Source organism: Mesorhizobium sp. CNPSo 4684 (genome assembly GCF_057784315.1).
On sequence record NZ_JBWLUX010000009.1, the window covers coordinates 131649 to 156386 of the forward strand.

The window sequence follows — 24738 nt, forward strand, 5'->3', positions numbered from 1 at the left end:
TGCGCTCCGGGCCCGAAAATTACTTCTCTTCGGCAGCAGGAGCCGCCGCTTCGGGGGCTGCCGCTTCCGCCGTCTCTTCCGCCTCCGGCTTCATCGCCGAGGAACCGGCAATGGTCGCGATGGTGAAGTCGCGGTCGGAGATCACCGGCTTGACGCCGGCCGGCAGGGTCACCGCCGAGATGTGGATCGAATCGCCAATGTCGGCGCCGGTGAGATCGACGGTGATGAATTCCGGGATCGCATTGGCCGGGCAGTGGAACTCGACCTCGTGACGCACGATGTTGAGCACGCCGCCGCGCTTGATGCCGGGCGACTTGTCTTCATTTATGAAGTGGACAGGCACGTCGACATTGACCTCGGTGTCCTTGCCGATGCGCAGGAAGTCGACATGGACCGGGAAATCCTTGACCGGATCGAGCTGGAAATCCTTGGGCAGAACCTGGATTTTCTTGCCGTCGACGTCGATCGTGGCGATCGTGGTCAAAAACCCGCCGCCATGGATTTTGTAGAAGACGTCCTTGTAGTTCAGCGCAATCGCCAGGGGAGGCTGCTTGTCGCCATAAATAACTGCAGGCACTTTACCGTTGCGGCGAACTGCACGGGCGGACCCCTTACCGACCTGTTCGCGCGCTTCGGCCTTGAGCTCGTAAGTATCGTGGCTCATGGCATTTCCTTTCGCGTGTTATGGAGCGTTTGCGGCGGGCAATGTGCCTGGACCGTAAACGTCGAAAGCCGCCATGCCTGGATATCCCAGAGAACGCAGCCGCTTTGACACGGAGCTTTGTTCGGGATCACCGGGGGAAGGCAGCCTTCCGCCGCGTTGCCTCCAAGGGTGTCTACGCGGGTGGCGGCTCTATAGCGGAAGGCGGGAAAGGGTGCAAGCCGGCGGCAATGGTCTGCTTTGCACCATGATTGGACACTTCAAGGTCCAAAGCTGTCACTAGCGCCAGAGCCGGAGATATTCCACCGCCTAGATGTTCTCACGGGTGTAGACCTCGAAAGGCAGGATGGTGGTGACGTTGCTGCTTTCGTTCGGCGCCGAGACGGCGCGGATCATGCCGGCCAGCGCTTCCTGCGCGATGCGGGCGAGTGGGTGCGAGATGACGAAGGTCAGCGTGCCATCGAGGAGCGCCGGGCGGGTCGAGTCCATCAGTTCATAGCCGACGACGACGATGCTGCCGGCGCGGCCGGTGGAGCGGAGCGCGGCAATGGCGCCGGTGATGCCACCGCCGGCGACATAGAGACCGGACAGATCCGGATTTTCGTTAAGCAGCTTTTCGGTCATCTCCTGCGCGATCGCGCTGGATTCGAAGGTCAGCAGCGGCTCCAGCAGCGTGAAATCAGGCGCGTGCTCGCGGAAATAGGAGCGGAAACCGCTTTCGTTCATCTCCTGGCATCGATAGCGATGATTGCCGACGAGGATGCCGAGCTTGCCGGGCGCCCGGCAGACATGCTCGAACACCCACGCCGCGGTGCGCCCGACCTTCCAGTTGTCGAGGCCGATATAGTTGACATGGCCTGTCGCCGAGATCTGCGAAATCAGCGCGAAGACCGGGACGTTGCGGGCATGCAGCGCATCGACCGCCTGGGTGACGAGAGGATGGACCGCTGCGACAACGCCGACGGCATCGCATTCGGCGCCGAGCGCCAGCAGGCGGGCGGCGACGTGCTGCGGTGACAGATCGTCGAGAAACTCGGTGCGCAGCTCAATTTCGCAGTCAGGCATGGTCGGCGCCACCGCGCGCAGCGCCTCGGCGATGTTGCGATAAAAGGCGCGGCCGGGTTGGTGCAGCAGGAAACCGAAGCGGTAGCGCGGCCTGGCGGCAGCTATGCGGCTGCGCAGCGCGCCCATGCCGTAGAAGCCGATCTGCTCGGCCGCCAGCCTGACGCGCTCGCGCGTGCCTTGGCGGACGGCGCCGGCGCCGCTCAGCACCCTGTTCACTGTGGCCACCGAGACCTTGGCCTCGGCGGCGACATCCCTGATCGTCGGCCGCTTGTTCTGATCCATTTCGTCTCATCCGTCTGTAGCATTTGATACGAAGGTATCATTTGCCGTGTACGATTGATATGAATGACACAATCAATTGGAATAAACATTCTATTCTTGATTCATTTTGGATCAAGATGTTTATCTCAGCAAAAGCAAGCAAGGCGGACGCACCGCCAGCCTAGGGATAGCAGCAGCACAGCGCAGACGAGTCTTCGCCCACCGCCCCGGCGGTGTCAGGCAGCGTGCGCGTGCAGCCCATTCCAAGGCGTTGCGGTGCGGCATTGCGGGTGGAGGATTGGCATGGACGATCTCAAATACGGTGCGCGCGACAAGCGCGGTGACTGGAAGCCGAACGGGCGCATCGAAGGCGCGCCGTTGTTGAACTGGCCGCCCAGGCTGCCGAAAATCCTGGCATGGCTGCCCGGCTATATCTGGCCGTGGAATGCGTTCCACATGGCGACGGCGCTGATCTACTGGTTCTATGTCGTCCCCGGCGTCGAGACGATGAAAACCCTCAGCTGGGGCTGGGCGCTGTGGCTCTACGCCGTCAACGCCGTGGCGATCCTGGTCTTCTACGGCATCTTCGAGTTGCGCTATTACATCAGGCGCGCCCAGGCGACGCGGTTCAAATACAACCACAAATTTCCAGGCGATGCGCCCTCGGATGTGTTCTGGTTCCAGAGCCAGAACCTCGACAACTTCCTGCGCTCGTTCTTCATCACCATCCCGTTGTGGACCGTGGTCGAAGTCATTTTCCTGTGGTGCTTTGCCAATGGCTACGCGCCGTGGGTCAGCTGGTCGGATCATCCAGTCTACCTCGCCGCACTGGTGCTGATCGCGCCGGCCATCCACGAGGTGCACTTCTTCTTCATCCACCGCCTGATCCACTGGGGACCGTTGTATCGCTGGATCCATTCGGTCCATCACAATTCGATCAACCCCTCGCCGTGGTCGTCGCTGTCGATGCATCCGGTGGAAGGCTTCCTCTATCACGCGGTGGCCTTCTGGCACCTTGTCATCCCGTCCAATCCGATCGTCGCGCTGTTCCAGCTGCATGTCGCCGGCTTCGGTGCCGTCAACGGTCATCTCGGTTTCGACAAGCTCGAGGTGAGCGAGGACACGGCCGTCGATAGCCATGCCTACGCGCACTACCTGCACCACAAATATTTCGAGGTGAACTACGGCGGCGACGGGCTGATCCCGCTCGATCGCTGGTTCGGCACCTGGCACGACGGCACGAGGGAGGGCGACGCCATGATGGACGCCCGCTTCCAGAAAAAGAAGGAACGCATGAACGCCAAGGCCGCGGCGAACCATTGATCAATTGACGCCACGCGCAACGGGAGAGGTGCGCGCGCAGATGAATTCAACGTTTTTCTAAATCCGTCCAAGGACGGCAACCGGGAGGAAATGACATGAAACGCACCACGAACCTTTTAACGGCGATGATGACGGCCGCCGTGCTGGCGATAGGCGCCACAGCGGCGTTTGCCGACGGGGCGAAGATCTTCGTCATCGGCGGCAAGGCGGACGACCCGTTCTGGTCGAAGGTCAAGAAGGGCGCCGACGATGCCGGCAAGGTCGCCGAACTGACCGGCGGCTCGGTCACGTGGCTCGGTCCGCAGAACTACGACAATCTCGGCCCGGACGCAGCCAAGCTGATCCGCACCGCGCTCAGCCAGAAGCCCAGCGCCATCGTCGGTCCCGACTGGGTGCCGGAGGCCATGGATGACGCCTTCAAGGAGGTCGTCGCCGCAGGCGTGCCGCTCATCATCTACAATTCCGGCGGCATGGATGCAGCCAAGCGGCTCGGCGCGATGAACTATGTCGGTAACGAAGAATACACAGCCGGTCTGGGCGGTGGCGCCTATTTCGGTAACCACGGCGCCAAGAACGTGCTGTGCGTCAACACCTTGCCGGGCTCCACCAACACCGAAGACCGCTGCAAGGGCATCGCCGACGCCATCGCCAAGAGCGGCGGCAAATCGAGCCAGCTGCCGTTGCCGTCATCCAGCTTCGGCAACCCGACCGCGGTCGCCGAAGCGATCAAGGCCGCCGTGTTGAAAGACAATACGCTCGACGGTGTCATCACCATCAGCGCCGGCGACGCCAACAGCGCGGCCAACGCCATCAGCCAGGCCAGTGTCGGCGACAAGGTCAAGCTTGCGTCGTTCGACATGGATGAAACCGGTCTGCAGCGCATCAAGGACGGCACGCAATTGTTCGCTGTCGACCAGCAGCCCTATTTGCAGGGCTATCTCGCTGTGTCGCTGCTCAACGGCTTCGTCAACTATGGGCTGGACCTGCCGACGAAACCGGTGCTGACCGGGCCGGGGATCGTCGACGCGGCCAATGTCGACGCGACGCTGGCCGGCGCGGCGGCCGGCGCCCGGTAGGGCTCCGCCTCGCCTTCTCCCTTTGTGGGAGAAGGTGGATCGGCGCGCAGCGCCGAGACGGATGAGGGGTGTTGGAAGAAACGCCAACGCCTCACTCAGCCCAGCCCCCTCATCCATCGTTCAAGCCAGGGAGCACTTCGATGACATCCCAAGCCCATCACCAGCCCGCCGTGGCAGCGACAGCGCCCCCGCACTCGTCGATGCCCTCGATCGGCAGCCTCGTGCGGCGGCCCGAAGTCGGCTCGCTGATCGGCATGATCGCAGTGCTGGTCTTCTTCTCGATCTTCGGCGGTACCAATTTCCTGTCGGCCGGCGGCTCCGCCAGCTGGCTCAACGTCGCCTCGGAACTCGGCATCATCGCCCTTCCGGTCGGGCTGCTGATGATCGCTGGGCACCTCGATCTTTCCATCGGGTCGATGATCCCGGCCAGCTCAATGACCATTGCCATCCTCTCGGGCCATTACGGGTTGCCGATCATCGTCGGCATTCTCGCGGCGCTCGCCCTCGGGCTAGCCGTCGGCTTCATCAACGGGGTCCTGGTGATCCGCACCAAGGTGCCGTCCTTCGTCGTCACGCTCGCAACGCTGTTCGCGCTGGCCGGCCTGACGCTCGGTCTCTCGGTCATCCTGTCCGGCAGCACGAGTGTGGCGCTGAAGAGCGGGCCGACCGCCAAGCTTTTGTTCGGCGACTATCTCGGCGGCAAGTTCCAGGTCACCCTGTTCTGGTGGATCGCCATCATCCTGATCGTCGGCTTCATCCTGAATTTCTCGCGCTTCGGCAACTGGATCCTGGCCATGGGCGGCGACGCCGTCAGCGCCCGCAATGCCGGCATCCCGACCGACCGGGTCACCATCGCGCTCTTCATGAGCAGTGGCCTGTGCGCTGCCTTCGTCGGCATGTCGCAGGCGATCCTCTACAACAGCGCCCAGGTGGCGGCGGGGCAGTCTTTCATCTTCAACTCGATCATTGCGGTGGTCATCGGCGGTGTGCTGCTGACCGGCGGCTACGGTTCGGTGGTCGGCATCGTGCTCGGTACGCTGACCTTCTCCATCGTCAACCAGGGCATCTTCTACACTGGTTTCGATGCCAACTGGGCGAGCCTGATCATCGGTGTCCTGCTGCTCGCGGCCGTGCTGATGAACAACACCTTCCGCACCATGGCGTTGACCTACGCACCGCGTGCCAAGTCGAGGGTCCGCTGATGACCACGCCTCTGCTCAGATTGACTGCAATCAACAAGTCGTTCGGTCCAATCGACGTCCTCCACGACATTTCGCTGGACGTCAGCGCAGGCGAGGTGCTGTGCCTGCTCGGCGACAATGGTGCCGGCAAATCGACGCTGATCAAGATCCTCTCCGGCGTCCACAAGCCGACATCGGGGACAATGGAAATGGACGGCAAGGCGGTCGAATTCGCCAGCCCGCGCGACGCCAGCGACCATGGCATCGCCACCGTCCACCAGTTCGGCGGGACGTTCGCGCTGATGAGCATCGGCCGCTCCTTCTTCGTCGGCGCCGAGCCGACACGGCGCTGGGGGCCGCTCACCATCTACGATCGCAAGCGGGCCAACGAGATCGCCGTCACCGAGATGCGCCAGCTCGGCATCACCCGCATCGACGATGGCGACCGCCTCGTCGGCGGACTGTCGGGCGGCGAACGTCAGGCACTGGCCATCGCGCGCGCCGTGCATTTCGGCGCCAGCGTGCTGATCCTCGACGAACCGACCGCGGCCCTTGGCGTCAAGGAGGCGGCGCATGTGCTGCGCATCGTGTTGCAGGCACGCCGCAAGGGCATCGCGGTCATCTTCATCACCCACAATGTCGTCCATGCGCTGACCGTCGGCGACCACTTCGCCGTGCTGATCAGAGGCTCCAAGGCCGCCGATTTCCGCAAGGGCGAGAAAAGCCGCGAAGCCATCACCGATTTGATGGCGGGCGGCGAGCAGATGGCCGAGCTTGAAGCCGAGATCGAGAGCTTCAGCGCGACACAGTGAAGACGCCCATCTCCTCCTCCCGGGCATCTTCCTGTGCGGCCGGCGGAATTTCGCCGGCCGCCTTTTCAACCAACCAGAGACAACCTCGCAGGAACCAGCAATGGCAAAGTGGATTGATGCGTGTGCGACGGACGATATCGAGGAAGAGGATGTCATCCGCTTCGATCACGAACGCCGGACCTTCGCCATCTTCCGTAGTCCGGACGATGCATTCTTCTGTACCGACGGGCTGTGCACGCATGAGAAGGTGCATCTGAGCGACGGGCTGGTTATGCAACACAGGATCGAATGCCCGAAGCACAACGGCGTGTTCGATTACCGGACCGGCGAAGCCGTGCGCGCACCGGTCTGCGTGAACCTTAAAACCTACAACACGAAGGTCGAGGACGGCCGCGTGTACATCGAGGTCTGACATGTCCGATACGTTTACGCTTGCGGCTTGCGCCGAAATGCTTTGGCGCGACCGGCCGCTGGAGTTTCGCGTCAAGCGCCTCACCGAAATGGGCTTCCAGGTCGGGCTGTGGAACTGGCCCGAGCACGACCTCGCAATGCTGGAGAAATCCGGCGCCACCTTCTCGATCATGAACGGCTATCTGCGTGGCCGGCTGGCCGATGACGAGGGCGCCGCCGAACTGTTGAAGACGGCGAAGGAGACGGCTGCGGTCGGCAAACGGCTCGGCGTCGCACGGCTCAATCTGCACGGCACCGGATTGGGCGAGGGCGGCCTGCCGGTCACGCCTTGCGAGACGATCACCGGCGCCATGTGGCTCAAGGCGCGCGACACGCTCAACCGCATCGCGGACCTCGCAGACGCCGAGGGCGTGACCTTCACGCTGGAGAATTTGAACCTGCCGGTCGACCATCCCGGCGTGCCGTTTGGGCGCGCCGAGGATACGCTGGCGCTGGTATCGAGTGTGAACCGGCCGGGGCTGCGCCTCAATCTGGACCTCTACCATGCACAGATCGGCGAGGGGAATCTGATCGAGCTCTGCCGCGCCTGCCTGCCGTGGATCGGCGAGGTGCAGGTCGCCGATGTTCCCGGACGCATGGAGCCAGGCAGCGGCGAGATCAACTACCGCGGCATCGCCCGTGCGCTGAAGGCCATGGGCTATCGCGGACCCGTGGGCATGGAGGCGTTTGCCTCCGGCGATCCCGAGGCGGCGCTACTGGCCTTCCGCGACGCTTTCACTATCTGAGGGAACAACAATGGTCACCAAGAACAGCCGCCCCACCGTAGCCGACATCCGCGCCATGAAGGCCCGCGGGCAGAAGATCTCCATGCTTTACGTCACCACGCTCGAAGAGGCTGCGGCAGCGGATGCGGCCGGCGTCGACATGCTGTCGATCGAGGCCCGCTTTTTCTCGTCAGAGATGCGCGAGGCGGCCGGCCGCTGTTTCGTGCAGGTCGGGCTGCCCTACGGCCCCGCGGGCAATCTGGTCACCGCAGAGGATTATCTCAAAACCGCCTACCACTTCATGCGCATCGGCGGCGATTGCTTCTATTGCGCCGCCTCGCTCGATATCCAGAAGGCGCTCTGCGACAACGCGGTGCCGGTCGTTGCCCATGTCGGCCTGATCCCCTCGCAATGCACCTGGACCGGCGGCTTCAAGGCCGTCGGCAGGACAGCCGAGAGCGCGCGTGCGGTGTGGGATCATGTCAAGCGCCTGGAGGCCATTGGCTGCTTCGGCGCGGAGCTGGAGGTGGTGCCCGACCGGATTGGCGAACTGATTACGAGGAATACGCCGATGATCATGCTTGGCATGGGAGCTGGGCCGCATGCCGACGCGCAGTATCTGTTCAGCGAGGACGTTCTCGGCCACACGGCTGGCCACAGACCGCGCCACGCCAAGACCTACCGCAACTTTGCTGCCGAGTATGAACGGCTGCAGCGCGAGCGTGTCGCCGCCTATCGCGAGTTCATCTCCGACGTGCAGACAGGCGCCTATCCCGAACCCCAGCACGTGGTCCCTATCACCGACACGGAACTGTCCACTTTCAAGGCCGCTCTGGGGCTATAGCGTTTTCGCTGCCGACCTATCGGTCGCCGCTCAGCGCGTCGCGCAGCGTCTGGATCTGCCGGTTCAAAGCATCGAGTTGTGCCAGCGTCATGCCCGAGCGCTCGATCAGGGTTTCGTTGAGGCAGTTGCACTGGACGAGCAGGGCGCGGCCGGCAGGGGTCAGGTCGACCTGCACCTGGCGCTCGTCGGTCTGGCTGCGCTGACGGGTGACCAGGCCCGCCTGTTCCATGCGCTTCACCAGCGGCGTAATGGTGCTCGATTCCAGAGCAAGCCTGTGCGCAATCGAGCCGACCGACATGCCGTCGGCCTCGGCAAGCGCGTTCAGCACGAGGTATTGTGGATAGGTGATGCCCATCTCGTCCAGCATCGGTTTGTAGGTTCGGTTGATCGCCATGCTGGTGGCGTAAAGCGCGAAACAGATCTGGTTGTCCAACGGGAGAGGCACGACACATTCCTTTGCCGACTGAGCGTTTGATATGTAGCACGAAAAATAATATCGCGATACATATTTTCTGTAGACAAGGATTTCGATCTGCGCTAGTCATATCGTTATCGCGATATTGATTATCGCGAAAGACAATCAATGGAGATTGAGATGACCAAGCCCGGCAGCAGCACGATCACCACCAAGGACGGCACCGAGATTTTCTACAAGGATTGGGGAACCGGCCAGCCCATCGTCTTCCATCACGGCTGGCCGCTGAGCAGCGACGACTGGGACGCCCAGATGTTGTTCTTTCTGTCGAAGGGCTACCGCGTCATTGCCCATGACCGGCGCGGCCATGGCCGCTCGACGCAGACCGATACGGGCAACGAGATGGACACTTATGCCGCCGATGTCGCCGAACTTGTGGCGCATCTCGATCTCAAGGGCGCCATCCATGTCGGCCATTCCACCGGTGGCGGCGAAGTGGCGCGCTATGTCGCGAAGTTCGGGTCAGGCGGCCGTGTCGCCAAGGCTGTCCTGATTGGCGCTGTGCCGCCGATCATGCTGAAGACGCCGGCCAATCCCGGCGGCCTGCCGATCGAGGTTTTCGATGGTTTCCGCTCTGCCCAGGCCGCCAACCGCGCCCAGTTCTTCCACGATGTTGCGGCCGGCCCGTTCTACGGCTTCAACCGTCCCGGCGCCCAAGTCTCGCAGGCTGTGGTCGAAAATTGGTGGCGCCAGGGCATGATGGGCGGCACCAAGGCGCATTATGATTGCATCAAGGCGTTCTCGGAAACAGACTTCACCGACGATCTGAAGGCCATCGACGTGCCGGTGCTGGTCATGCATGGCGACGACGATCAGATCGTTCCGATCGCGGACTCGGCGCTGCTGTCGGTCAAGCTGCTCAAGAAGGGCGAGCTCAAGGTCTACAAGGGCTTCCCGCATGGCATGGCCACCACCCACGCCGACGTCATCAACGCCGACCTGCTGGCCTTCATCAAGGCCTAGTACTGTCCACTTGGGATAGGCAAGGCACTCGCCGTCAGGCGGGTGCCTTGTGCTTTCATCGAAATGTCCGCAGGATCTATTTGGCGAGAAAACCGGTGATCAGCTTGACGGTGGCGTCGGGGTTTTCCTCCATGATCCAGTGACCGGAGTCAGGCACGATGCCGCCCGCGACATCGGCCGCAACAAGCCGCAGGATATCGGCCTGCGTGGTGCCGGCGGATTTTTCCCCGCCAACAGCCAGCACCGGCATGGTCAGTTTGCCCCCGGCGGCGAGCATCGCCTGGTTGTCGATCGCGTCCTGGTCAAAGGCCTTGAACTGCTCGAACGCGTCATGCATCGCATGCGGGCGGGCATAGAGTTTGGCATAGTGCTTGCGCGTTGCCTCGTCGATCTTCTTGGGGTCGGCCGACAGCTCGTTGTAGAAGCGGTCGAGATAGATGCGCTCGCGCCCTGCGACCAGCCGCTCCATATCCGGGCCGCGAAAGTTGAAGTGCCAAAGCAGCGGGCTTTGCTTGATCTTTTCCCAGTTGCCGATGCCGGGTAGCGGCGCATCGATGATGACCCATTTGGTGATGCGCTTGGGATATTGCGCGGCAAGCGCATAGCCGACCATGTTGCCGATGTCGTGGGTGACCAGATCTGCCTTGTCGATCTTAAGCGCGTCCATCACCCCGGCGATATCAACGGCCTGGTTCTTCTTGGTGTAGCCCGCTTCCGGGTGAGCAGACAGACCCATGCCGCGCAAGTCCGGCACGATGACGGTGTGGTCCTTCGCAAGCGCCGCCGCCGCCGCGCCCCACATGTCTCCGGTATCGGCGAAGCCGTGCAGCAGCACGACAGCGGGACCCTTTCCACCGATGCGCACATAGAGTTTGGTGCCGTTGGTTTCGACGGACTGCGTCTCGAAACCTGGCGGAAAAGGAACGATGCGTGCCATAGCCGGCACGGTAACAAGATGCACGCCCAACACGGCCAATACGATCTTGCGCATATCATTCTCCAGAGACGTTGAGGATCTGTGGCAGCGTCGCCCCGCGCACACGTCTCGAACACTAACAGGCTTTTCACCCGGCGCATGGGAAAGAATCAATAAGGGCGCGGCAAACGCCACGCCCTTATGTCGAGTCCTGGAGATCGGTCTCTTAGCTGGCGGTGGCCTGCGCCTTCCTGGCTTCCTTCATGTTGGGCAGGAACACCGTCAGCAGGCCGAGCAGCGGCAGATACGAGCAGATCTGGAAGACGAAATCGATGCCCTTCATGTCGGCAACGACGCCGAGCACGGCAGCCGCGATACCGCCCATACCGAAGGCGAAGCCGAAGAAGATGCCGGCGATCGTGCCGACGCGCCCCGGCACCAGTTCCTGTGCAAACACAACGATGTTGGAGAAGGCCGAGGACAGAATCAGGCCGATCAGCACCGTCAGCACCATCGTCCATTCGAAATTGGCGTAAGGCAGCGCCAGCGTGAAGGGCAGCACACCGACGATCGAGAACCAGATCATCGCCTTCTGGCCATAGCGGTCGCCGAACGGGCCGCCGAGCAGGATGCCCAGCGCCGAGGCGCCGAGGAACAAGAACAGTATGACCTGGCTCATCTGCACCGACACGCCGAACTTATGGATGGAATAGAAGGTGTAGTAGCTGGAGAGCGAGGCGATGTAGGCGTTCTTGGTCAGCACCAGCAGCGTCAGCACCGCCAGCGCTCCCATGACCTTTTTACGCGGAAAGGGCGAGACGAAGCTTGCCGCCTTGCGGCTGCCCTGCGCGGCGCGCATCCGGCTGTACCAGCCGCCGACCCGCGACAGGACGATGATGCCGATCAGCGAGCCAACGGCGAACCAGGAGATGCTGGTCTGGCCGAAGGGCACGACGATGAAGGCGGCGAGCAGCGGCCCCATCGACTGGCCGAAATTGCCGCCGACCTGGAACAGCGATTGCGCCAGACCAAAGCGGCCGCCCGAGGCGAAACGGGCAATGCGCGAGGATTCCGGATGGAAGATTGCCGAGCCGATGCCGATCAGCGAGGCGCCGACCAGAAGCAGCGCATAGTGGCCGGCATAGGCGAGCACGATCAGGCCGATCAGCGAGGACGCCATGCCGTAGGGCAGCGAATAGGGCATTGGCCGCTTGTCGGTGATCATGCCGATGATCGGCTGCAGCAGCGACGCCGTTACCTGGAAGGTGAAGGTCAAAAGACCGATTTGCCAAAAATCGAGACCGTAATTCTCTTTCAGCAGCGGATAGATCGCCGGCAGCAGCGACTGCATGATGTCGTTGATGCCGTGGCAAAAGCTCACCGCCAGGATGACGGTGAAGGCGGTTGCCTGGACTGAAGGGAGGCTGGCGTTCGGCTGCGGCGCAATGCTGGCGGCTGTCGTATCGGTCAAGGCAGGCTCCGAGGTCTTTTTGGCGGGCGTTTGCCCGCAGGCAGGCTTGGCGGCCGCATTTTGCGGACCGTCTTAAGGACGCTCGTCTGAAGCGCCTTGGGGGACGACTGCCTTATAAGCCGCTTGCGAGGCGACTTCTTTCGTGGTTTGGTCCAATAGTTTCGCAAGTGGGCCATAGCCAATGCCACATGGCAGGGACGTCTTCCGCGCCGGCAATGCCGATCTCGGCCGATTGCACGAAAGCCGCTGGCAATGGCTCGAGGAAGTTTCCGGGCCGGCGGTGGCTTTGCCGACCGAATATCCCGACGGTTATCATGTGCCGCAACACCGCCACAGCCGCAGCCAGTTGCTGCATGCGCTGGTCGGTGTCGTGCTGGTGACGACCCGGTACGGGCGCTGGATGGTGCCGCCCGACCACGCAATGTGGATACCGGCCGGCACCGAGCATTCCGTCGAAATGCTGGGCGATGTTTCGATGCGCTCCGTCTATGTCATGCCGGGCGCGATCCCCGGGCTGCCGGAAGGTTTGCGCGTCGTCGGCGTCACCGAACTGATGCACAGCCTGATCGTCGAATCAGAAAAGCTACCTCAAGGCGGCGAACTGGAAGGACGCGGCGGGCTGATCATGAACCTGCTGTTGCATGAAATCCCGATCTTGCCGGAACGGCCGCTCGGGCTGCCGTTCCCGTCCGATCCAAGGCTGGCAGCGCTCTGCCGGCGCTTTGTCGCCGCACCGTCTCCGCATGCCACGATCGACGAGTGGGCCGATGCCGCCGGGATGAGCCGGCGCTCTTTCACCCGCGCCTTCCATCGCCAGACCGGGCTATCACTGTCGACATGGCGCCAACAGGCCTGTCTGTTCGCGGCGCTGCCCAGGCTCGCCGACGGCGAGCCGATCACCAGGGTGGCGCTCGACCTCGGCTATGACAGCGTGCCGGCCTTCATCACCATGTTCAAGCGCATGCTGGGCGCCTCGCCGCGCGGCTATATGCGCGGCGCGCGCGACAATGGCGAAGCCATGCGGCGGGCTCCGCCGCGACTTGAGGCTCCGGCACCATAGAGCGGGTCACCGTTTCACGGAAACGATGACCCGCTCTATCTCTTTGGTTTTACGCAATTCCGGACGGAAAACCGCTTCACACTTTTCCTGGAATTGCTTTTAGTCCATCTGGACGCCGCTGGCCTTGACGATCGGCTCCCATTTGGCGAGCTCGGCTTTCACATGCGCTCCAAGCTCCTCCGGGGTGGAGGCCACGATCGAGGCGCTGAACTGGGCCATGCGGGCAATCACGTCTGGATCTTTCAGGGATTCAACTGCCGCTTTCTGAAGCACGGCAACCACTTCCGGCGGTGTGCCCGCGGGTGCGAACAGAGCGTTCCAGCTGTAGGTTTCATAGCCGGGGATGGTCTCGGCAATGGCCGGTATGTCAGGGAAGGAGGGGACGCGCTCCTTGGTGGTAACGCCGAGCGCTCTCAGCGTCCCGCTCTTGATATGGCCCGATGAGGACGGAAGGTTGTCGAACATCATCGGCACTTGATTGCCGATGACGTCGTTCAAGGCCGGTCCGGCGCCCTTGTAGGGAATGTGCTGCATGCTGACGCCGGCCATCGTCTTGAAAAGCTCGCCGGAGAGATGCAGCGGGGTGCCATTGCCCGAGGAGGCGTAGGCGTATTTGTCCGGGTCCTTCTTCAGCATCTCGATCAGTTCCTTGACGTCCTTGGCGGGGAACGCAGGGTTCACGACCAGGACGTTCGGCACCAGGACAAGCAGCGATATCGGCGCAAAATCCTTCTCCGCATCGTAGGGCTTTGTCTTCAGGATAAGAGGGTTGAGCGCGTGTGTCGCAACCGTGCCCATGAGGATTGTGTAGCCGTCCGGTTCGGCCCGGGCGACCTGGGCAGCACCAATGCTGCCGCCGGCGCCGCCGACATTTTCGACGACAATCTGCTGGCCGAGTTTTTCGGACATCTTGTTGGCGACGAGGCGCGCCACCAGATCCGTCGAGCCGCCAGCGGAAAAGGGGACAACCATTGTGATGGTCCGATCCGGGAAATCGGCGGCCCAGGCCGCCGGCGCCGAAAAGGCGGCCGCGATGGAAACCGCAAGCCCGAGCAAAGTCCTACGCCGCATCTGCTACTCCTCCATTGTTTGTAGGAGCAGTATGCCATGCTAAGCGTGTCAGGAAAAACGTCTGCTTCCCGCAACAGTGCAGATTACGGGCCGCTAATGTGTGCGCCCGCTTAGTCGAACAGGCTCGACACGGACTCTTCGGTCGCCGTCCGCGAGATCGCCTCGCCCATCAGGTCGGCGATGGAGATGACGCGGATGTTCGGCGCGTCGAGCACGCCCTGCGTCGGCTGGATGGAATCGGTGATCACCAATTCCTGCAGCTTCGAGCCGGCGATACGAGCCACCGCGCCGCCCGACAGCACGCCATGGGTGATGTAGGCAGTGACGCTGGTGGCGCCGTTGGCGAGCAGAGCATCGGCGGCGTTGCACAGCGTGCCGCCGGAATCGACGATGTCGTCGATCAACAGGCAATCCTTGCCGGCAACGGCGCCGATGATGTTCATCACTTCGGATTCACCGGGGCGTTCGCGGCGCTTGTCGACGATGGCCAGTTGCGCATCGAAACGCTTGGCCAGCGCACGGGCGCGCACCACGCCGCCAATGTCGGGCGAGACGACGACGACATTGGCAAGCTGCTTGTATTTCGCCTTCACGTCGCGGGCCATCACCGGCACCGAGAACAGATTGTCGGTCGGAATGTCGAAAAAGCCCTGGATCTGGCCGGCATGGAGATCGAGCGTCAAAACGCGGTCGACACCGGCGCGGGTGATCATGTTGGCGACCAGCTTGGCCGAAATGGGCGTACGGCCCGAGGCGCGGCGATCCTGCCTGGCGTAGCCGAAATAGGGGATGACAGCGGTGATGCGCTTGGCCGAGGAGCGCATGAAGGCATCGATCATGATGAGCAGTTCCATCAGATGATCGTTGGTCGGGAACGAGGTCGACTGCAGGATGAAGACATCCTCGCCGCGCACATTCTCCTGGATTTCGACGAAGATTTCCTGATCGGCGAAACGTCTGACGCTGGCCTTGCCCAGCGGGACGTTGAGATAGCGGGCGACCGCTTCGGCCAGCACCCGGTTGGAATTGCCCGCGAAAAGCTTCATGCACCGTTCCTGGCGAAGGATAGAGAGGCCCGACAGACTCTCGAAAGCCTCTTAACCGGGCTTTTAGCGAGCCGTGCCGGTATTGCAAGCCTCGTCAACCGGATTCCGCCGGCTAATCTCAAAAACGTCAACGCGTGACGAATAGCGGTAACAGGCGGATCAGCCGGCGCTGCTGCCGAGCCAGGCCGAGAACTGGTCGATCGTCTGGTCGGCGATTGCCTGCATGGTAGCGGGGGCGACGGCGGGCCAGCCTTCGGCGCCACTGACGGAGGCCGCCTTCTGCTGGCCGTTGATGCGGTGCAGCCGGTTGCCGGCGGGGTCATAGACGTCCCAGACATAGATGACGGTGGTGTCCTTGCCTTCCGTCATGGTCGAGAAGTAACCCTTCAGCACATGGGTGGCTGTCTGATCGGTGCTGCCGGCAAGGGTGATGCCGCGCTGCCTGGCGCGGGTCTGGAGTTCGGCTGTCAACGGCGTTGCCGCTTCCACCGAGGCGCCGACGATCGGCGCGATCTGCAGCCGCGTCTTCGACAGGGCGGCGGCCTGCGCAGGGTTGGCGGGTGTTGTGGCGCCGACGGCCGGCGGCGAGGGCGTGCCAGCTGGCGCGGTGCCTGGGGTTGCCGACGGAGGCTGGGCTGATTGGGCAGAGGCTGCCGGCGGCGTGATGGCGGACGGTTCGAGGACGTCCTTGGCGTTGGTGCAACCGGCCAGCACAAGCGCCGCGAGCAATGACACGGTCGTCACACGCGATCGTCTCATCTGCCCGAAACTCCTTAGCCGTGAACGCCGCCGCGTGGACCAACCATTATGGATTCACTGTACGATCAAGTCGAGATCATGGCGCGAAAGCGGCTTCGGCTGGGATTCGGTGGTCAGGTAGGTGCGGCCAAGCGTCATTGCCGTCTCGGTTTCAGAGTCCATGATGATCATGTGCGCGAACAGCGTCATGTTGGGCGCGATCGGCTCGGGATTGCCCTGGTAGAACATCGGCATGTCCATCCAGGACGGGGTGAAGCGGGCGCCGACCGAGTAGCCGCAGGCGTTGAGCCGGTGCTTGGTCAAATTATGCGCTTCCAGCGTGCGGGCATGGGCGTCGAAGACGTCGCCGAAGGTGTTGCCCGGCGTCATCGCCTTCTCGACCGCCAGCAGGGCGGCGCGGGCGGCGTCGAACAGCTCCTGATGGCGCTTCGACACCTTGCCGGTCAGCACGGTGCGCATCATCGGGGCGTGATAGTGGTGGAAGACGCCGGCCCATTCGAGCGTCAGCTGGTCGTTCTTGGTGAGTTTGCGGCGCCCGGCCTTGTAACGGCAGAGCAGTGCATCGACGCCCGAGCCGATGATGAATTCATTGGCCGGATAGTCGCCGCCGCCAGCAAAGACCGCGCCCTGCATGGCGGCAAGGATCAGCGCCTCATCGCCGCCCTGCTTGATCAGCGGCAGGGCCGCGTCGAGCGCGTCATCGGATAGATTGGCGGCCTTTTCGGCCTTGGCGATTTCGGCCGGGCTCTTGAACAGGCGCAGACGGCCGACAATGCCGGAGGCGTCTGCGATCTGGCCAAAGGTCTGCAACTGCTCGTCGACGCGGCGGCCATTGAAGGCGGTCAGGCCATGGGTGTCGTATTCGACGCCGATGCGGGCGCCGAGCAGATTGAGGTCGTTGAGCAGGTTGCGCAGGTCGATCGCCGGGTTGGCGCCGTCGCGGTCGGTCCACAGGACGATCTTGTCGATGATCGAGGTGTGGCGCGCCTGGCGCAGATCGGCCGACCGGGTCAAAAGCACCATCGAGCCATCGGCCTTTACCACCAGGCACTGGAAGAAGCAGAAGCCGAACGTGTCGTAGCCGGTCAGCCAGTACATGCTCTCCTGGGCGAAGAGCAGCACTGCGTCGAGCTTCTTCTCGGTCATCTCGATCATCAGCCGGTCACGCCGGGCGTCAAACTCCGAGCGTTCGAAATGCAGCGCCATTATTCATTCTCCAAAACAATTGCCGAAACCTGCCGACCGTAGTCCGGTTCCTTGCGATGCGTGGTGCGCCGGTAGGAATAGAAAAGATCCTCCTCGGCATAAGTACAGCGGCGAAGCCCCTCGGCGATCACGCCAGCCTTTTTCAGCCGGTCGACCGTATAGAGGTTGAGGTCGAACATCGCATGCCCCGGATTGGCTGAAGGGATGAAATAGCTGATGTTTTCGGCATCGGCTTCGACAAAACGGGCGACGAATTCCGGCCCGACTTCGTAGTTTTCAGGACCGATGGAAGGGCCGAGAACCGCAACGATGCGCTCGCGGCGGGCGCCGAGGCTTTCCATCGCCGCAATGGTGTTTTCAAGCACGCCGGTGAAAGCGCCCTTCCAGCCGGCATGCGCCGCGCCGATGACGCGCGCCTCTGCATCGGCAAACAGCACCGGGCCGCAATCGGCTGTCGAGGCGCCGATGGCGATGCCCGGCCGGTCGGTGACGACGGCGTCGGCCTTGGGCCGTGGACCGGCGAAGGGTTCGTTCACGATGACGACGTCGGGCGAGTGAACCTGATGCGCAGTCAAGAGATGGCTGGCCGGCACGCCCATCCAGGCAGCGACGCGGCGGCGGTTCTCGGCGACCAGCGTCTGGTCGTCATCCGAGCCGGTGCCGATGTTGAGCCCTTGGTAGATGCCGCTGGAGACACCGCCGATACGGGTGAAGTAGCCATGGCGGATGCCTCGCGGCTTCGCCGCTTCCAGCAGCGGCGAGCGAACAGGATCCGGTTTGGTCTGATTCAGCATGGATGGGTTTGTTGTCCGCGCCAGCGCTTTCGTCAAGGCGAAGTTCGGCCAAGCATTTGCGGCAGCCATGCCGCATTGGCTCCGAGTTGGCGAAAAGCGGGCATTCGACTATAGGCAATGGCCAGACAATTTCCGGGGCGGGCGAAAGTGCATGGGCTGGAATCCGGTCAAAAGCCTGATCCGAAAGATCCACCGAAATCGCCAGGTGCGCAAGGCGAAGGATTTTCGCAACGCGCTGGTGAAAGGCTATTTCCGCTCACGCAATGCAGCGTCGGGGGCGGAATTTGCCGAAGAGTTGCGGCGAACCGGCGCTCGGCATTTTTGCTTCTCCATCGCCTACAACACGCCCTGGGTCATCGATGCGCTGACCAAGGCGTGGCTGACCTATTCGAGCGGGACGACGCTGGTGGTCATCGACAATTCGTCCAAGCCCGCGGCGCGGCAGGCGATCGAGGCCATCTGCCGGCGGCGCGGCATTGCCTATTTCGGCTTGCCGCGAAATCCCGAATGGAATCCGAACCGGTCGCATGGCATTTCGATGAACTGGGTTTTTCATAACATCGTGCGCCCGCTGCGGCCCGACCTGTTCGGCTTTCTCGACCATGACTGCTTTCCGGTGGTTGCCCTCGATATAGCCACGCGCATGGCGGGCACGGACGCCTACGGCCCCAAATACCCCGCCAAAAGAGGCCATGACGGTTGGTATTTCTGGGCGGGGCTTTGCTTCTTTCGCTTTTCCGTCGTCGAGGACCTTGAGCTCGACTTCACGCCGCGCTTCGACACCGGGCTCGATACTGGCGGCGGCAACTGGCCGATGCTGCGCGACAGGCTGGACGACAGCAATATCGTCAATGCCGGGAAGACCACGATCAGCCTGAAGCTCGGCGGCATCGAGGCCGACCATCGTATGCTGGACAACAGCTTCTTTCATGTCGGCGGCGCTTCGTATCGCGGCCTGATCAGCACGCGGCACTATCGCCGGCTGATGTGCGATCATGTCTGGGAGACCTACCTTGGCGGTGTGGCGGAGCGGCTTGTAAACGACCTCTAGAGCGTTTCACCGTTTCACGGAAACGGCGAACCGCTCTATCTCTTTGTGTTGACGCAATTCCCAAGGGAAAGCGCTACGCGCTTTTCCCGGAAAAACCGCTCACACTTTTCCTGGAATTGCTCTTGTCAGCCTGGCTGGTGCGGCAGGATTTTAAGAACCTTGAACAGCGTGCCCATGGCGTCGGGGCCGGCCAGGCGCTCGACGGCGTCGGTAATGGTTTGTTTTGCCTCGTCGCTTGCCTGGCTACCCAGCAGGCCCGCCCGTTCGAGCAAACCCATGGAAAGCAGGAAGTCGCCCTGCGTCGTCAATTCCACATCGAGGCCATGCGCCCGCACGACAGCGGCCAGTGCTGCGAAGTCGACATGCGCGGTGAGATCGGCTTCACCGGGATTGGCCAGCACATCTTCGGGGGCGTGCTTGCGCACGGCCTGCAACGTATCGCCGAAACCGGGCTGGAGATGGCCGTAGTCAGGGAATAGCCCGGCGCCGCCGTGGCCGGCTATGCATTCGGCAATGCCCGCCATCAGCGCCGCGCGGGCCGGTGCTACTTCGAAAATAGAGCCTTGCGGCGCCTCGGCGGCATTGTCCGGCAGCAGCGTCGCGTCGACCGAGCCGGCGCCGGCGAAGAAGCTCAGTTCATCTGACACATCGAGGCCGATCATCCGTTCGCGCCATCCGGTGCGGGCGCGAATGAATTGGCGGATCGGCACCGCGTCGAACAATTCGTTGCCGACGATCAGCAGCGGCGCCTGCGGCAGCGTGGCGATGGTTTCGTGCCAGCTCACCCCAGCTGAACTCCCGGCAAGCGTCCGTTTCTGGATTTCGGTTAGGCGCGGGCTGGTCTCGATCAGAGCGAACGATGCGCCCTTGGTGAGCGCCGGATCGAGCCGCGCCAGGGTACGCAGTATGTCCTTCATCAGCGTGCCGCGGCCGGGGCCGATTTCGGCGATGGTGACCGGCAGCGGCCGGCCGATCGTCGACCAGGCCTGATACAGCCAGACGGCGACGAGTTCGCCGAACATCTGGCTGATCTCCGGCGCGGTGACGAAGTCGCCCTCAGCGCCGAACGGTTCGCGCGTCGTGTAGTAGCCGTCGCTGGGGTCGAACAGGCAGAGCGCCATGTATTCGTTGACGGGGAGGGGGCCGAGCGCACCGATCAGGTCGACGATGCGGGTTTTCAGCCGTGTCATGCCGGCTGTGGCTGCGGCACCGGCTTGGCAGTGGCCATCGCCCAGATGCCGGCGAGCACCATCGGCAGCGACAGCACCATGCCCATGGTGAGCCAGCCGCCGAAGAGATAGCCGAGCTGCTGGTCGGGCTCGCGGAAGAACTCGACGAAGATGCGCGACAGGCCGTAGCCGCAGATGAAGGCGCCGCCGACGAAGCGCGGTGTCTTCAGCTTCAGCCGCGAATGGGTGAGGAAGCGCAGGACCAGGAACAGCACCAGGCCCTCAAGCAAGGCCTCGTAGAGCTGGCTCGGATGGCGCGGTTCGAGGCCAGCGACGCAGCCCGCCACCGTCTGCTGGAGGCGCTCGTTGCAAAAGACGACGCCCCACGACACATCGGTCACGCGACCCCACAGTTCCGCATTGACGAAGTTGGCAATGCGGACGAGACCGAGACCGACCGGCACGCCGGCCGCCACGACATCGAACAGCGACCAGGTGCGAATGCCGCGCTTGATGGAAAACAGCGTCATGGCGAGGATGACGCCGAGCAAACCGCCATGGAACGACATGCCGCCCTGCCAGATGGCGAAGATGTCGAGCGGATGGTCGATATAGCGCCTGAGGTCGTAGAACAGCACGTAGCCGGTGCGCCCGCCAAGTACCACGCCGACAGCGGCCCAGACGATGAAATCGTCGAGGTCGATGGGTTTCATCGGCAAGACGCCGTCAGGCCACAGCCTGGTGTTGGTGACGAGCCGCTTGGCGTACCACCAGGCGAAGAGGATGCCGACGATGTAGCCAATGCCGTACCAGTGCACCGCCAGCGGGCCGATCTGGACCAAGATCGGGTCAATGTTGGGGAAAGGCAGCGACGCCATCGGCAGCAGGAAATAGTCGTTCAACAGGGTCTCCCGGAAGGGCTCGCGTTCGGGCGCGGACCATGCGGCAGGGTTTTGGCGGGGTCAAGGCAAGGTGGTGGTTGCCTTGACGTCGCAGATGGAGGGCTCAACCGTGCGGCTTGCCGGCGACCAATTGCCTGAGCGCGTCGTTGATCCTGTCCTGCCAGCCGGGACCGTCTTCCTGGAAATGATCCAGCACGGCGCGATCGATCCTGATCGACACAAGCTCCCTGACATTCGGTGCACCCGCGGGCTCGCGAATAGGGGCGGCCGGTTTTTTGATCGGCTTGAAGGCGGCTTCAGCGGCTTCCATCGGATTTGTCGGTCGGCGCGGGGGTGATGCCATTGGTGGATCCTGATTGAGAGCGACTTGACGTAAGTCGCGAGGAAGAGATCATGTTAAGCGACTGGCCCGTGATGACCAGCCGCTTTCACTTGGTTCTCTCTGCCATTGCCTTGTATTTGGCTTCAAGCCTGTCCAGCACCTCGTCGCCGGGCTTGACCCGGCCGGCATCGGCATCCGAAATGCCTTTGGCGAGTGCTGCATCAAGTGCTGCGAGGCGCTTCTCAAGGTCTGCACTAACCGTCATGGCTATCGTCCTTCCAAGAGTTCAATTTGCGATAATAGCAATTTATCGACCCGGACCGTGAGGCAAAATCGCATCCGACATGAAGCCGCACCAGCTTCAACGTTCTTGCATTCGGCGCGCGGCGCCACTACGTCAATGCAAGCAAGCGAGGATTTGCCATGTCGACCGGACCGAACCGCATTCTCGATGAATTCGCAAAGCTGATGACCGATGCCGCGGGTGCTGCGCAAGGCGTGCGCCGCGAGGTCGAGACTGCCTTCAAGGGCCAGGCCGAGCGCATCCTCAACACCATGGACGTGGTGCAGCGCGAGGAGTTCGAGGCCGCCCGCGACATGGCGGCCAAGGCCCGGGAAGAAAACACCAGACTGGCCGCGCGCATCGATGCGCTCGAGGCCAGGCTGGCCGAATTGACCGGTCAGGCCGCACCTGCGGCGGCGGCAAAGCCCAAAGCAAAAAAATAATCTTTAAACTTTTCCACAAAGCGCAATCCGAAAAAGTGCTTTGCCGTGAATCGTTTACCGGCGATGCATGAATCTTTGTGACAGCGCCTTTCCACATGCGGATGACGCAGTGCGAAAAATTAGGCTGTTCACGCGACTCCCGATCAATAGACTGAATTTGTTGCATGATTCGGAGCAGGGTCATGCGGCCGGGCGGTGGGGTCCGGTCCGGGGTCTTTGTGTCGTGAAGTCCTGGCCGTCCGAGTTCTAGACAAGATTGTTCGTCGTGTGTGCCCCGCGGAGCGTGTGGCGCTCCCCTGAACACAGGAAGCATTCCATGGAACTTCTCGAACTCGAATTCTCCCGCGAAATCCATCCGGTGGATGTCATCGAGCAGGTGGCACATAACAATGACTGGTCCTTTGAGCGGGCCGGCGATGACGAAATCTCGATCTCGGTTGCCGGCAGCTGGACCGACTATCACGTCTCTTTCTCGTGGATGGAGGATTTCGAGGCGCTGCATCTGGCCTGCGCGTTCGACATCAAGGTGCCGGAAGCCCGTGCGTTGGAAGTGATGCGGCTGTTGTCGCTGATCAACGAGCAGATGCTGTTTGGCCATTTCGACCTGTGGGAGCAGGAGGGCGCGATCATGTTTCGCCAGTCGCTGCTGCTCGCCGGCGGGGTCGAACCGTCGAGCCAGCAGGTCGAGGTGCTTTTGTCGTCGGCCCTGGAAGCCTGCGAATGCTATTTTCAGGCCTTCCAGTTCGTCGTCTGGTCAGGAACCTCGGCCAAGGATGCGCTGGCCGGCGTCCTGTTCGAGACCTACGGCAACGCCTGATCGTCGCTAAGAAAAGAAGATGAGTTCAAGCCGCGCGCGCAAGCCCGAGATCAGCTTTGCCGATTTCGATCGTGTCGACATCCGTGCCGGCACCATCATCGAGGCTGAGCCGTTCCCCGAGGCGCGCAAGCCCGCGTTCAAGCTGAAGATCGATTTCGGCCCCGATATTGGCGTGAAGAAATCCTCGGCGCAGATCACCAAATATTATGCGCCGGGAACGCTGATCGGCCGGCAGGTGTTTGCGGTGGTGAATTTCCCGCCGCGCCAGATCGGTCCGTTCATGTCTGAAGTACTGACGTTGGGATTTCCCGACGAGGAAGGCGCGGTGGTGCTGGGCGCCATCGAGCGCAAGGTGCCGGACGGCGGGCGGCTGTTCTAACTGCCCCTAGGCGGCAAGCTTCCGCTTGGTGCCAAGCGCCTCTTCGACCGTGTCCATGAACATTTCGGCGCAGGCTTTCCAGCTGTAACGCATGGCGCGTTCGCGCGCCTCGGCGCGGTCGACGTTCATCGCGGCGAGCGCGGCCTCGCGCAGATCGGTCGACACCGCGCCGCCGATGCCGTCGCCGACAATGTCGATCGGCCCGGTGACCGGATAGGCGGCGACCGGCGTGCCACTGGCCAGCGCCTCGATGATGACGTTGCCGAACGTGTCGGTGCGGCTCGGGAAAACGAAGACATCGGCAGAGGCGTAGATTTCCGCCAGTTCGTCGTTCGGACGGTGGCCAAGGAAATGGGCCTGCGGGTACTTCGCCTTGAGCTTGGCCAGTTCCGGCCCCTCGCCGACGATGACCTTGCTGCCGGGGAGATCGAGATCGAGGAAGGCGCTCAGGTTCTTTTCAATGGCGACACGGCCGACGCACAGGAACACCGGGCCGGGAAAGCCGAGGTCCTTCTTCTTGTCCGGGCGGAAATGGTCGGTGTCGACGCCGCGCGTCCACGGCCTGAGCTTGTTGAAGCCGCGCGCGGCGAGATCGTCGGCCAGCGACTGTGTGGCAACCAGCGTGCCTTGTCCGGAATTGTGGAAATCGCGCAGCCAGCGGTAGGCCCAGCTCTCCGGCACCGGCAGGCGGGCGCTGAGATATTCGGGAAAGCGGGTGTGATAGCTGGTGGTGAAAGGACGGCCGGCGTTGCGGCAATAGCGCCGCGCCATGATGCCGAGCGGTCCCTCGGTGACGATATGGATGTGGTCGGCCTTGCGCTGATCGATCAACCGCGCGACGTTGCCGGGCGTGGTCAGTGCCAGCCGGATGTCGGGATAGGTCGGCAAGGGCAAGGTGCGAAAGATGTTCGGGGTCAGGAAGTCGACCTCGACATCAAAGGATTTCAGCGTTTCGGTGAGCCGCTCCAGCGTATGGACGACGCCGTTGACTTGCGGCCGCCAGGCGTCGGTGACCATCAGGATGCGCATGGCGGTCCTTTGCTCGGATCGACGGTTGCCTTGATGCGATGGCGGAACGGCACCCACACGGCGGCCCTCGCTTCGCTCCAGCGCACCCGGGCGGGCACGATTTCGAAGTGAGGCGGCTGAGCCGAATCAACTGAGGTCGCGCGCTTCATGCGCGCTCTTGACCATGATTTCATGACGGGCGGAT

Annotated in this window: 28 protein-coding genes; 13 read left to right on the forward strand and 15 right to left on the reverse strand. The window is 62.6% G+C overall.

Features of this window, described 5'->3' with window-relative positions:
- Positions 1-19 precede the first annotated feature (19 nt).
- Positions 20-664: a 50S ribosomal protein L25/general stress protein Ctc gene (locus AC04SG_RS10465; protein WP_352588437.1), complete on the reverse strand. Its 645-nt coding sequence runs from the start codon at positions 662-664 to the stop codon at positions 20-22.
- A 306-nt stretch (positions 665-970) separates the two neighbouring features.
- Positions 971-2008 carry a LacI family DNA-binding transcriptional regulator gene (locus tag AC04SG_RS10470; RefSeq protein WP_488550958.1) on the reverse strand — a complete coding sequence of 346 codons (1038 nt, stop codon included), beginning with the start codon at positions 2006-2008 and terminating at the stop codon, positions 971-973.
- A gap of 282 nt (positions 2009-2290) precedes the next feature.
- Between AC04SG_RS10470 and AC04SG_RS10475 the strand changes: the two genes are divergently transcribed.
- The 7 genes from AC04SG_RS10475 (at position 2291) to AC04SG_RS10505 (ending at position 8398) form a co-directional block, all read left to right on the forward strand.
- On the forward strand, positions 2291-3310 hold the full coding sequence (locus tag AC04SG_RS10475; protein WP_488550959.1) for a sterol desaturase family protein: 1020 nt from the start codon (positions 2291-2293) through the stop codon (positions 3308-3310).
- A 95-nt stretch (positions 3311-3405) separates the two neighbouring features.
- Entirely contained in the window at positions 3406-4386 is a 981-nt protein-coding gene (locus tag AC04SG_RS10480; RefSeq protein WP_488550960.1) for a sugar ABC transporter substrate-binding protein, read from the forward strand.
- A 200-nt stretch (positions 4387-4586) separates the two neighbouring features.
- A complete protein-coding gene (locus AC04SG_RS10485; protein WP_488551010.1) occupies positions 4587-5588 on the forward strand; it encodes an ABC transporter permease in 1002 nt (333 codons plus the stop codon).
- Entirely contained in the window at positions 5588-6379 is a 792-nt protein-coding gene (locus AC04SG_RS10490; RefSeq protein WP_488550961.1) for an ATP-binding cassette domain-containing protein, read from the forward strand. Before AC04SG_RS10485 ends, AC04SG_RS10490 begins: the two co-directional genes overlap by 1 nt.
- 100 nt (positions 6380-6479) lie before the next feature.
- Positions 6480-6791 carry a MocE family 2Fe-2S type ferredoxin gene (locus AC04SG_RS10495; RefSeq protein ID WP_488550962.1) on the forward strand — a complete coding sequence of 104 codons (312 nt, stop codon included), beginning with the start codon at positions 6480-6482 and terminating at the stop codon, positions 6789-6791.
- Between the two features lies 1 nt (position 6792).
- Positions 6793-7575: a TIM barrel protein gene (locus AC04SG_RS10500; protein ID WP_488550963.1), complete on the forward strand. Its 783-nt coding sequence runs from the start codon at positions 6793-6795 to the stop codon at positions 7573-7575.
- Positions 7576-7585: 10 nt separating this feature from the next.
- Positions 7586-8398, forward strand: a complete 813-nt coding sequence (locus AC04SG_RS10505) for a 3-methyl-2-oxobutanoate hydroxymethyltransferase (protein ID WP_488550964.1) — start codon at positions 7586-7588, stop codon at positions 8396-8398.
- Between the two features lie 16 nt (positions 8399-8414).
- Here AC04SG_RS10505 and AC04SG_RS10510 read toward each other — a convergent pair whose 3' ends face one another.
- Positions 8415-8843 (reverse strand): MarR family winged helix-turn-helix transcriptional regulator, encoded by a 429-nt coding sequence (locus AC04SG_RS10510; RefSeq protein WP_488550965.1) that lies wholly within the window; start codon positions 8841-8843, stop codon positions 8415-8417.
- Positions 8844-8993: 150 nt separating this feature from the next.
- On the opposite strand from AC04SG_RS10510, the gene AC04SG_RS10515 reads away from it, so the two are divergent.
- Positions 8994-9836, forward strand: a complete 843-nt coding sequence (locus AC04SG_RS10515; RefSeq protein ID WP_488550966.1) for an alpha/beta fold hydrolase — start codon at positions 8994-8996, stop codon at positions 9834-9836.
- 76 nt (positions 9837-9912) lie between these two features.
- Here AC04SG_RS10515 and AC04SG_RS10520 read toward each other — a convergent pair whose 3' ends face one another.
- Positions 9913-10827: an alpha/beta fold hydrolase gene (locus AC04SG_RS10520; RefSeq protein ID WP_488550967.1), complete on the reverse strand. Its 915-nt coding sequence runs from the start codon at positions 10825-10827 to the stop codon at positions 9913-9915.
- A 151-nt stretch (positions 10828-10978) separates the two neighbouring features.
- Positions 10979-12223 carry an MFS transporter gene (locus AC04SG_RS10525; RefSeq protein WP_488550968.1) on the reverse strand — a complete coding sequence of 415 codons (1245 nt, stop codon included), beginning with the start codon at positions 12221-12223 and terminating at the stop codon, positions 10979-10981.
- Positions 12224-12404: 181 nt separating this feature from the next.
- On the opposite strand from AC04SG_RS10525, the gene AC04SG_RS10530 reads away from it, so the two are divergent.
- On the forward strand, positions 12405-13283 hold the full coding sequence (locus tag AC04SG_RS10530) for an AraC family transcriptional regulator (RefSeq protein ID WP_352588471.1): 879 nt from the start codon (positions 12405-12407) through the stop codon (positions 13281-13283).
- A 99-nt stretch (positions 13284-13382) separates the two neighbouring features.
- On the opposite strand, the gene AC04SG_RS10535 is transcribed toward AC04SG_RS10530, so the two are convergent.
- The 5 genes from AC04SG_RS10535 to pgeF form a co-directional block, all read right to left on the reverse strand.
- Positions 13383-14354 carry a Bug family tripartite tricarboxylate transporter substrate binding protein gene (locus AC04SG_RS10535; protein ID WP_488550969.1) on the reverse strand — a complete coding sequence of 324 codons (972 nt, stop codon included), beginning with the start codon at positions 14352-14354 and terminating at the stop codon, positions 13383-13385.
- Positions 14355-14464: 110 nt separating this feature from the next.
- Complete coding sequence (locus AC04SG_RS10540; protein ID WP_142869247.1) at positions 14465-15400, reverse strand: ribose-phosphate pyrophosphokinase; 936 nt, start codon at positions 15398-15400, stop codon at positions 14465-14467.
- A gap of 159 nt (positions 15401-15559) precedes the next feature.
- Entirely contained in the window at positions 15560-16159 is a 600-nt protein-coding gene (locus AC04SG_RS10545) for a hypothetical protein (protein WP_488550970.1), read from the reverse strand.
- A gap of 54 nt (positions 16160-16213) precedes the next feature.
- The gene (locus tag AC04SG_RS10550; protein ID WP_142869245.1) at positions 16214-17365 is read right to left on the reverse strand and encodes a M24 family metallopeptidase; all 1152 of its coding nucleotides are present in this window, start codon (positions 17363-17365) and stop codon (positions 16214-16216) included.
- The gene (pgeF, locus tag AC04SG_RS10555) at positions 17365-18159 is read right to left on the reverse strand and encodes a peptidoglycan editing factor PgeF (RefSeq protein ID WP_488550971.1); all 795 of its coding nucleotides are present in this window, start codon (positions 18157-18159) and stop codon (positions 17365-17367) included. The genes AC04SG_RS10550 and pgeF overlap by 1 nt, the downstream gene beginning before the upstream one ends.
- A gap of 151 nt (positions 18160-18310) precedes the next feature.
- Between pgeF and AC04SG_RS10560 the strand changes: the two genes are divergently transcribed.
- Positions 18311-19210 carry a hypothetical protein gene (locus AC04SG_RS10560; RefSeq protein ID WP_488550972.1) on the forward strand — a complete coding sequence of 300 codons (900 nt, stop codon included), beginning with the start codon at positions 18311-18313 and terminating at the stop codon, positions 19208-19210.
- A gap of 125 nt (positions 19211-19335) precedes the next feature.
- On the opposite strand, the gene AC04SG_RS10565 is transcribed toward AC04SG_RS10560, so the two are convergent.
- From AC04SG_RS10565 to AC04SG_RS10580, 4 genes are all read right to left on the reverse strand, one after another.
- Complete coding sequence (locus AC04SG_RS10565) at positions 19336-20400, reverse strand: class I SAM-dependent methyltransferase (protein WP_488550973.1); 1065 nt, start codon at positions 20398-20400, stop codon at positions 19336-19338.
- The gene (lgt, locus tag AC04SG_RS10570; protein WP_203277186.1) at positions 20397-21281 is read right to left on the reverse strand and encodes a prolipoprotein diacylglyceryl transferase; all 885 of its coding nucleotides are present in this window, start codon (positions 21279-21281) and stop codon (positions 20397-20399) included. Before lgt ends, AC04SG_RS10565 begins: the two co-directional genes overlap by 4 nt.
- A 103-nt stretch (positions 21282-21384) precedes the next feature.
- The gene (locus AC04SG_RS10575) at positions 21385-21624 is read right to left on the reverse strand and encodes a BrnA antitoxin family protein (RefSeq protein ID WP_488550974.1); all 240 of its coding nucleotides are present in this window, start codon (positions 21622-21624) and stop codon (positions 21385-21387) included.
- An 85-nt stretch (positions 21625-21709) separates the two neighbouring features.
- Positions 21710-21868, reverse strand: coding sequence for a hypothetical protein (locus tag AC04SG_RS10580; RefSeq protein WP_488550975.1), 159 nt, complete (start codon positions 21866-21868; stop codon positions 21710-21712).
- A 158-nt stretch (positions 21869-22026) separates the two neighbouring features.
- On the opposite strand from AC04SG_RS10580, the gene AC04SG_RS10585 reads away from it, so the two are divergent.
- The 3 genes from AC04SG_RS10585 (at position 22027) to AC04SG_RS10595 (ending at position 23525) form a co-directional block, all read left to right on the forward strand.
- Positions 22027-22329 carry an accessory factor UbiK family protein gene (locus tag AC04SG_RS10585; protein WP_023711152.1) on the forward strand — a complete coding sequence of 101 codons (303 nt, stop codon included), beginning with the start codon at positions 22027-22029 and terminating at the stop codon, positions 22327-22329.
- Between the two features lie 316 nt (positions 22330-22645).
- Positions 22646-23146, forward strand: coding sequence for a type III secretion system chaperone family protein (locus AC04SG_RS10590; RefSeq protein WP_006202532.1), 501 nt, complete (start codon positions 22646-22648; stop codon positions 23144-23146).
- Between the two features lie 19 nt (positions 23147-23165).
- The gene (locus AC04SG_RS10595; protein WP_488550976.1) at positions 23166-23525 is read left to right on the forward strand and encodes a tRNA-binding protein; all 360 of its coding nucleotides are present in this window, start codon (positions 23166-23168) and stop codon (positions 23523-23525) included.
- Positions 23526-23531: 6 nt separating this feature from the next.
- Here AC04SG_RS10595 and AC04SG_RS10600 read toward each other — a convergent pair whose 3' ends face one another.
- Positions 23532-24554 carry a glycosyltransferase family 4 protein gene (locus AC04SG_RS10600; protein WP_488550977.1) on the reverse strand — a complete coding sequence of 341 codons (1023 nt, stop codon included), beginning with the start codon at positions 24552-24554 and terminating at the stop codon, positions 23532-23534.
- Positions 24555-24738: the final 184 nt, after the last annotated feature.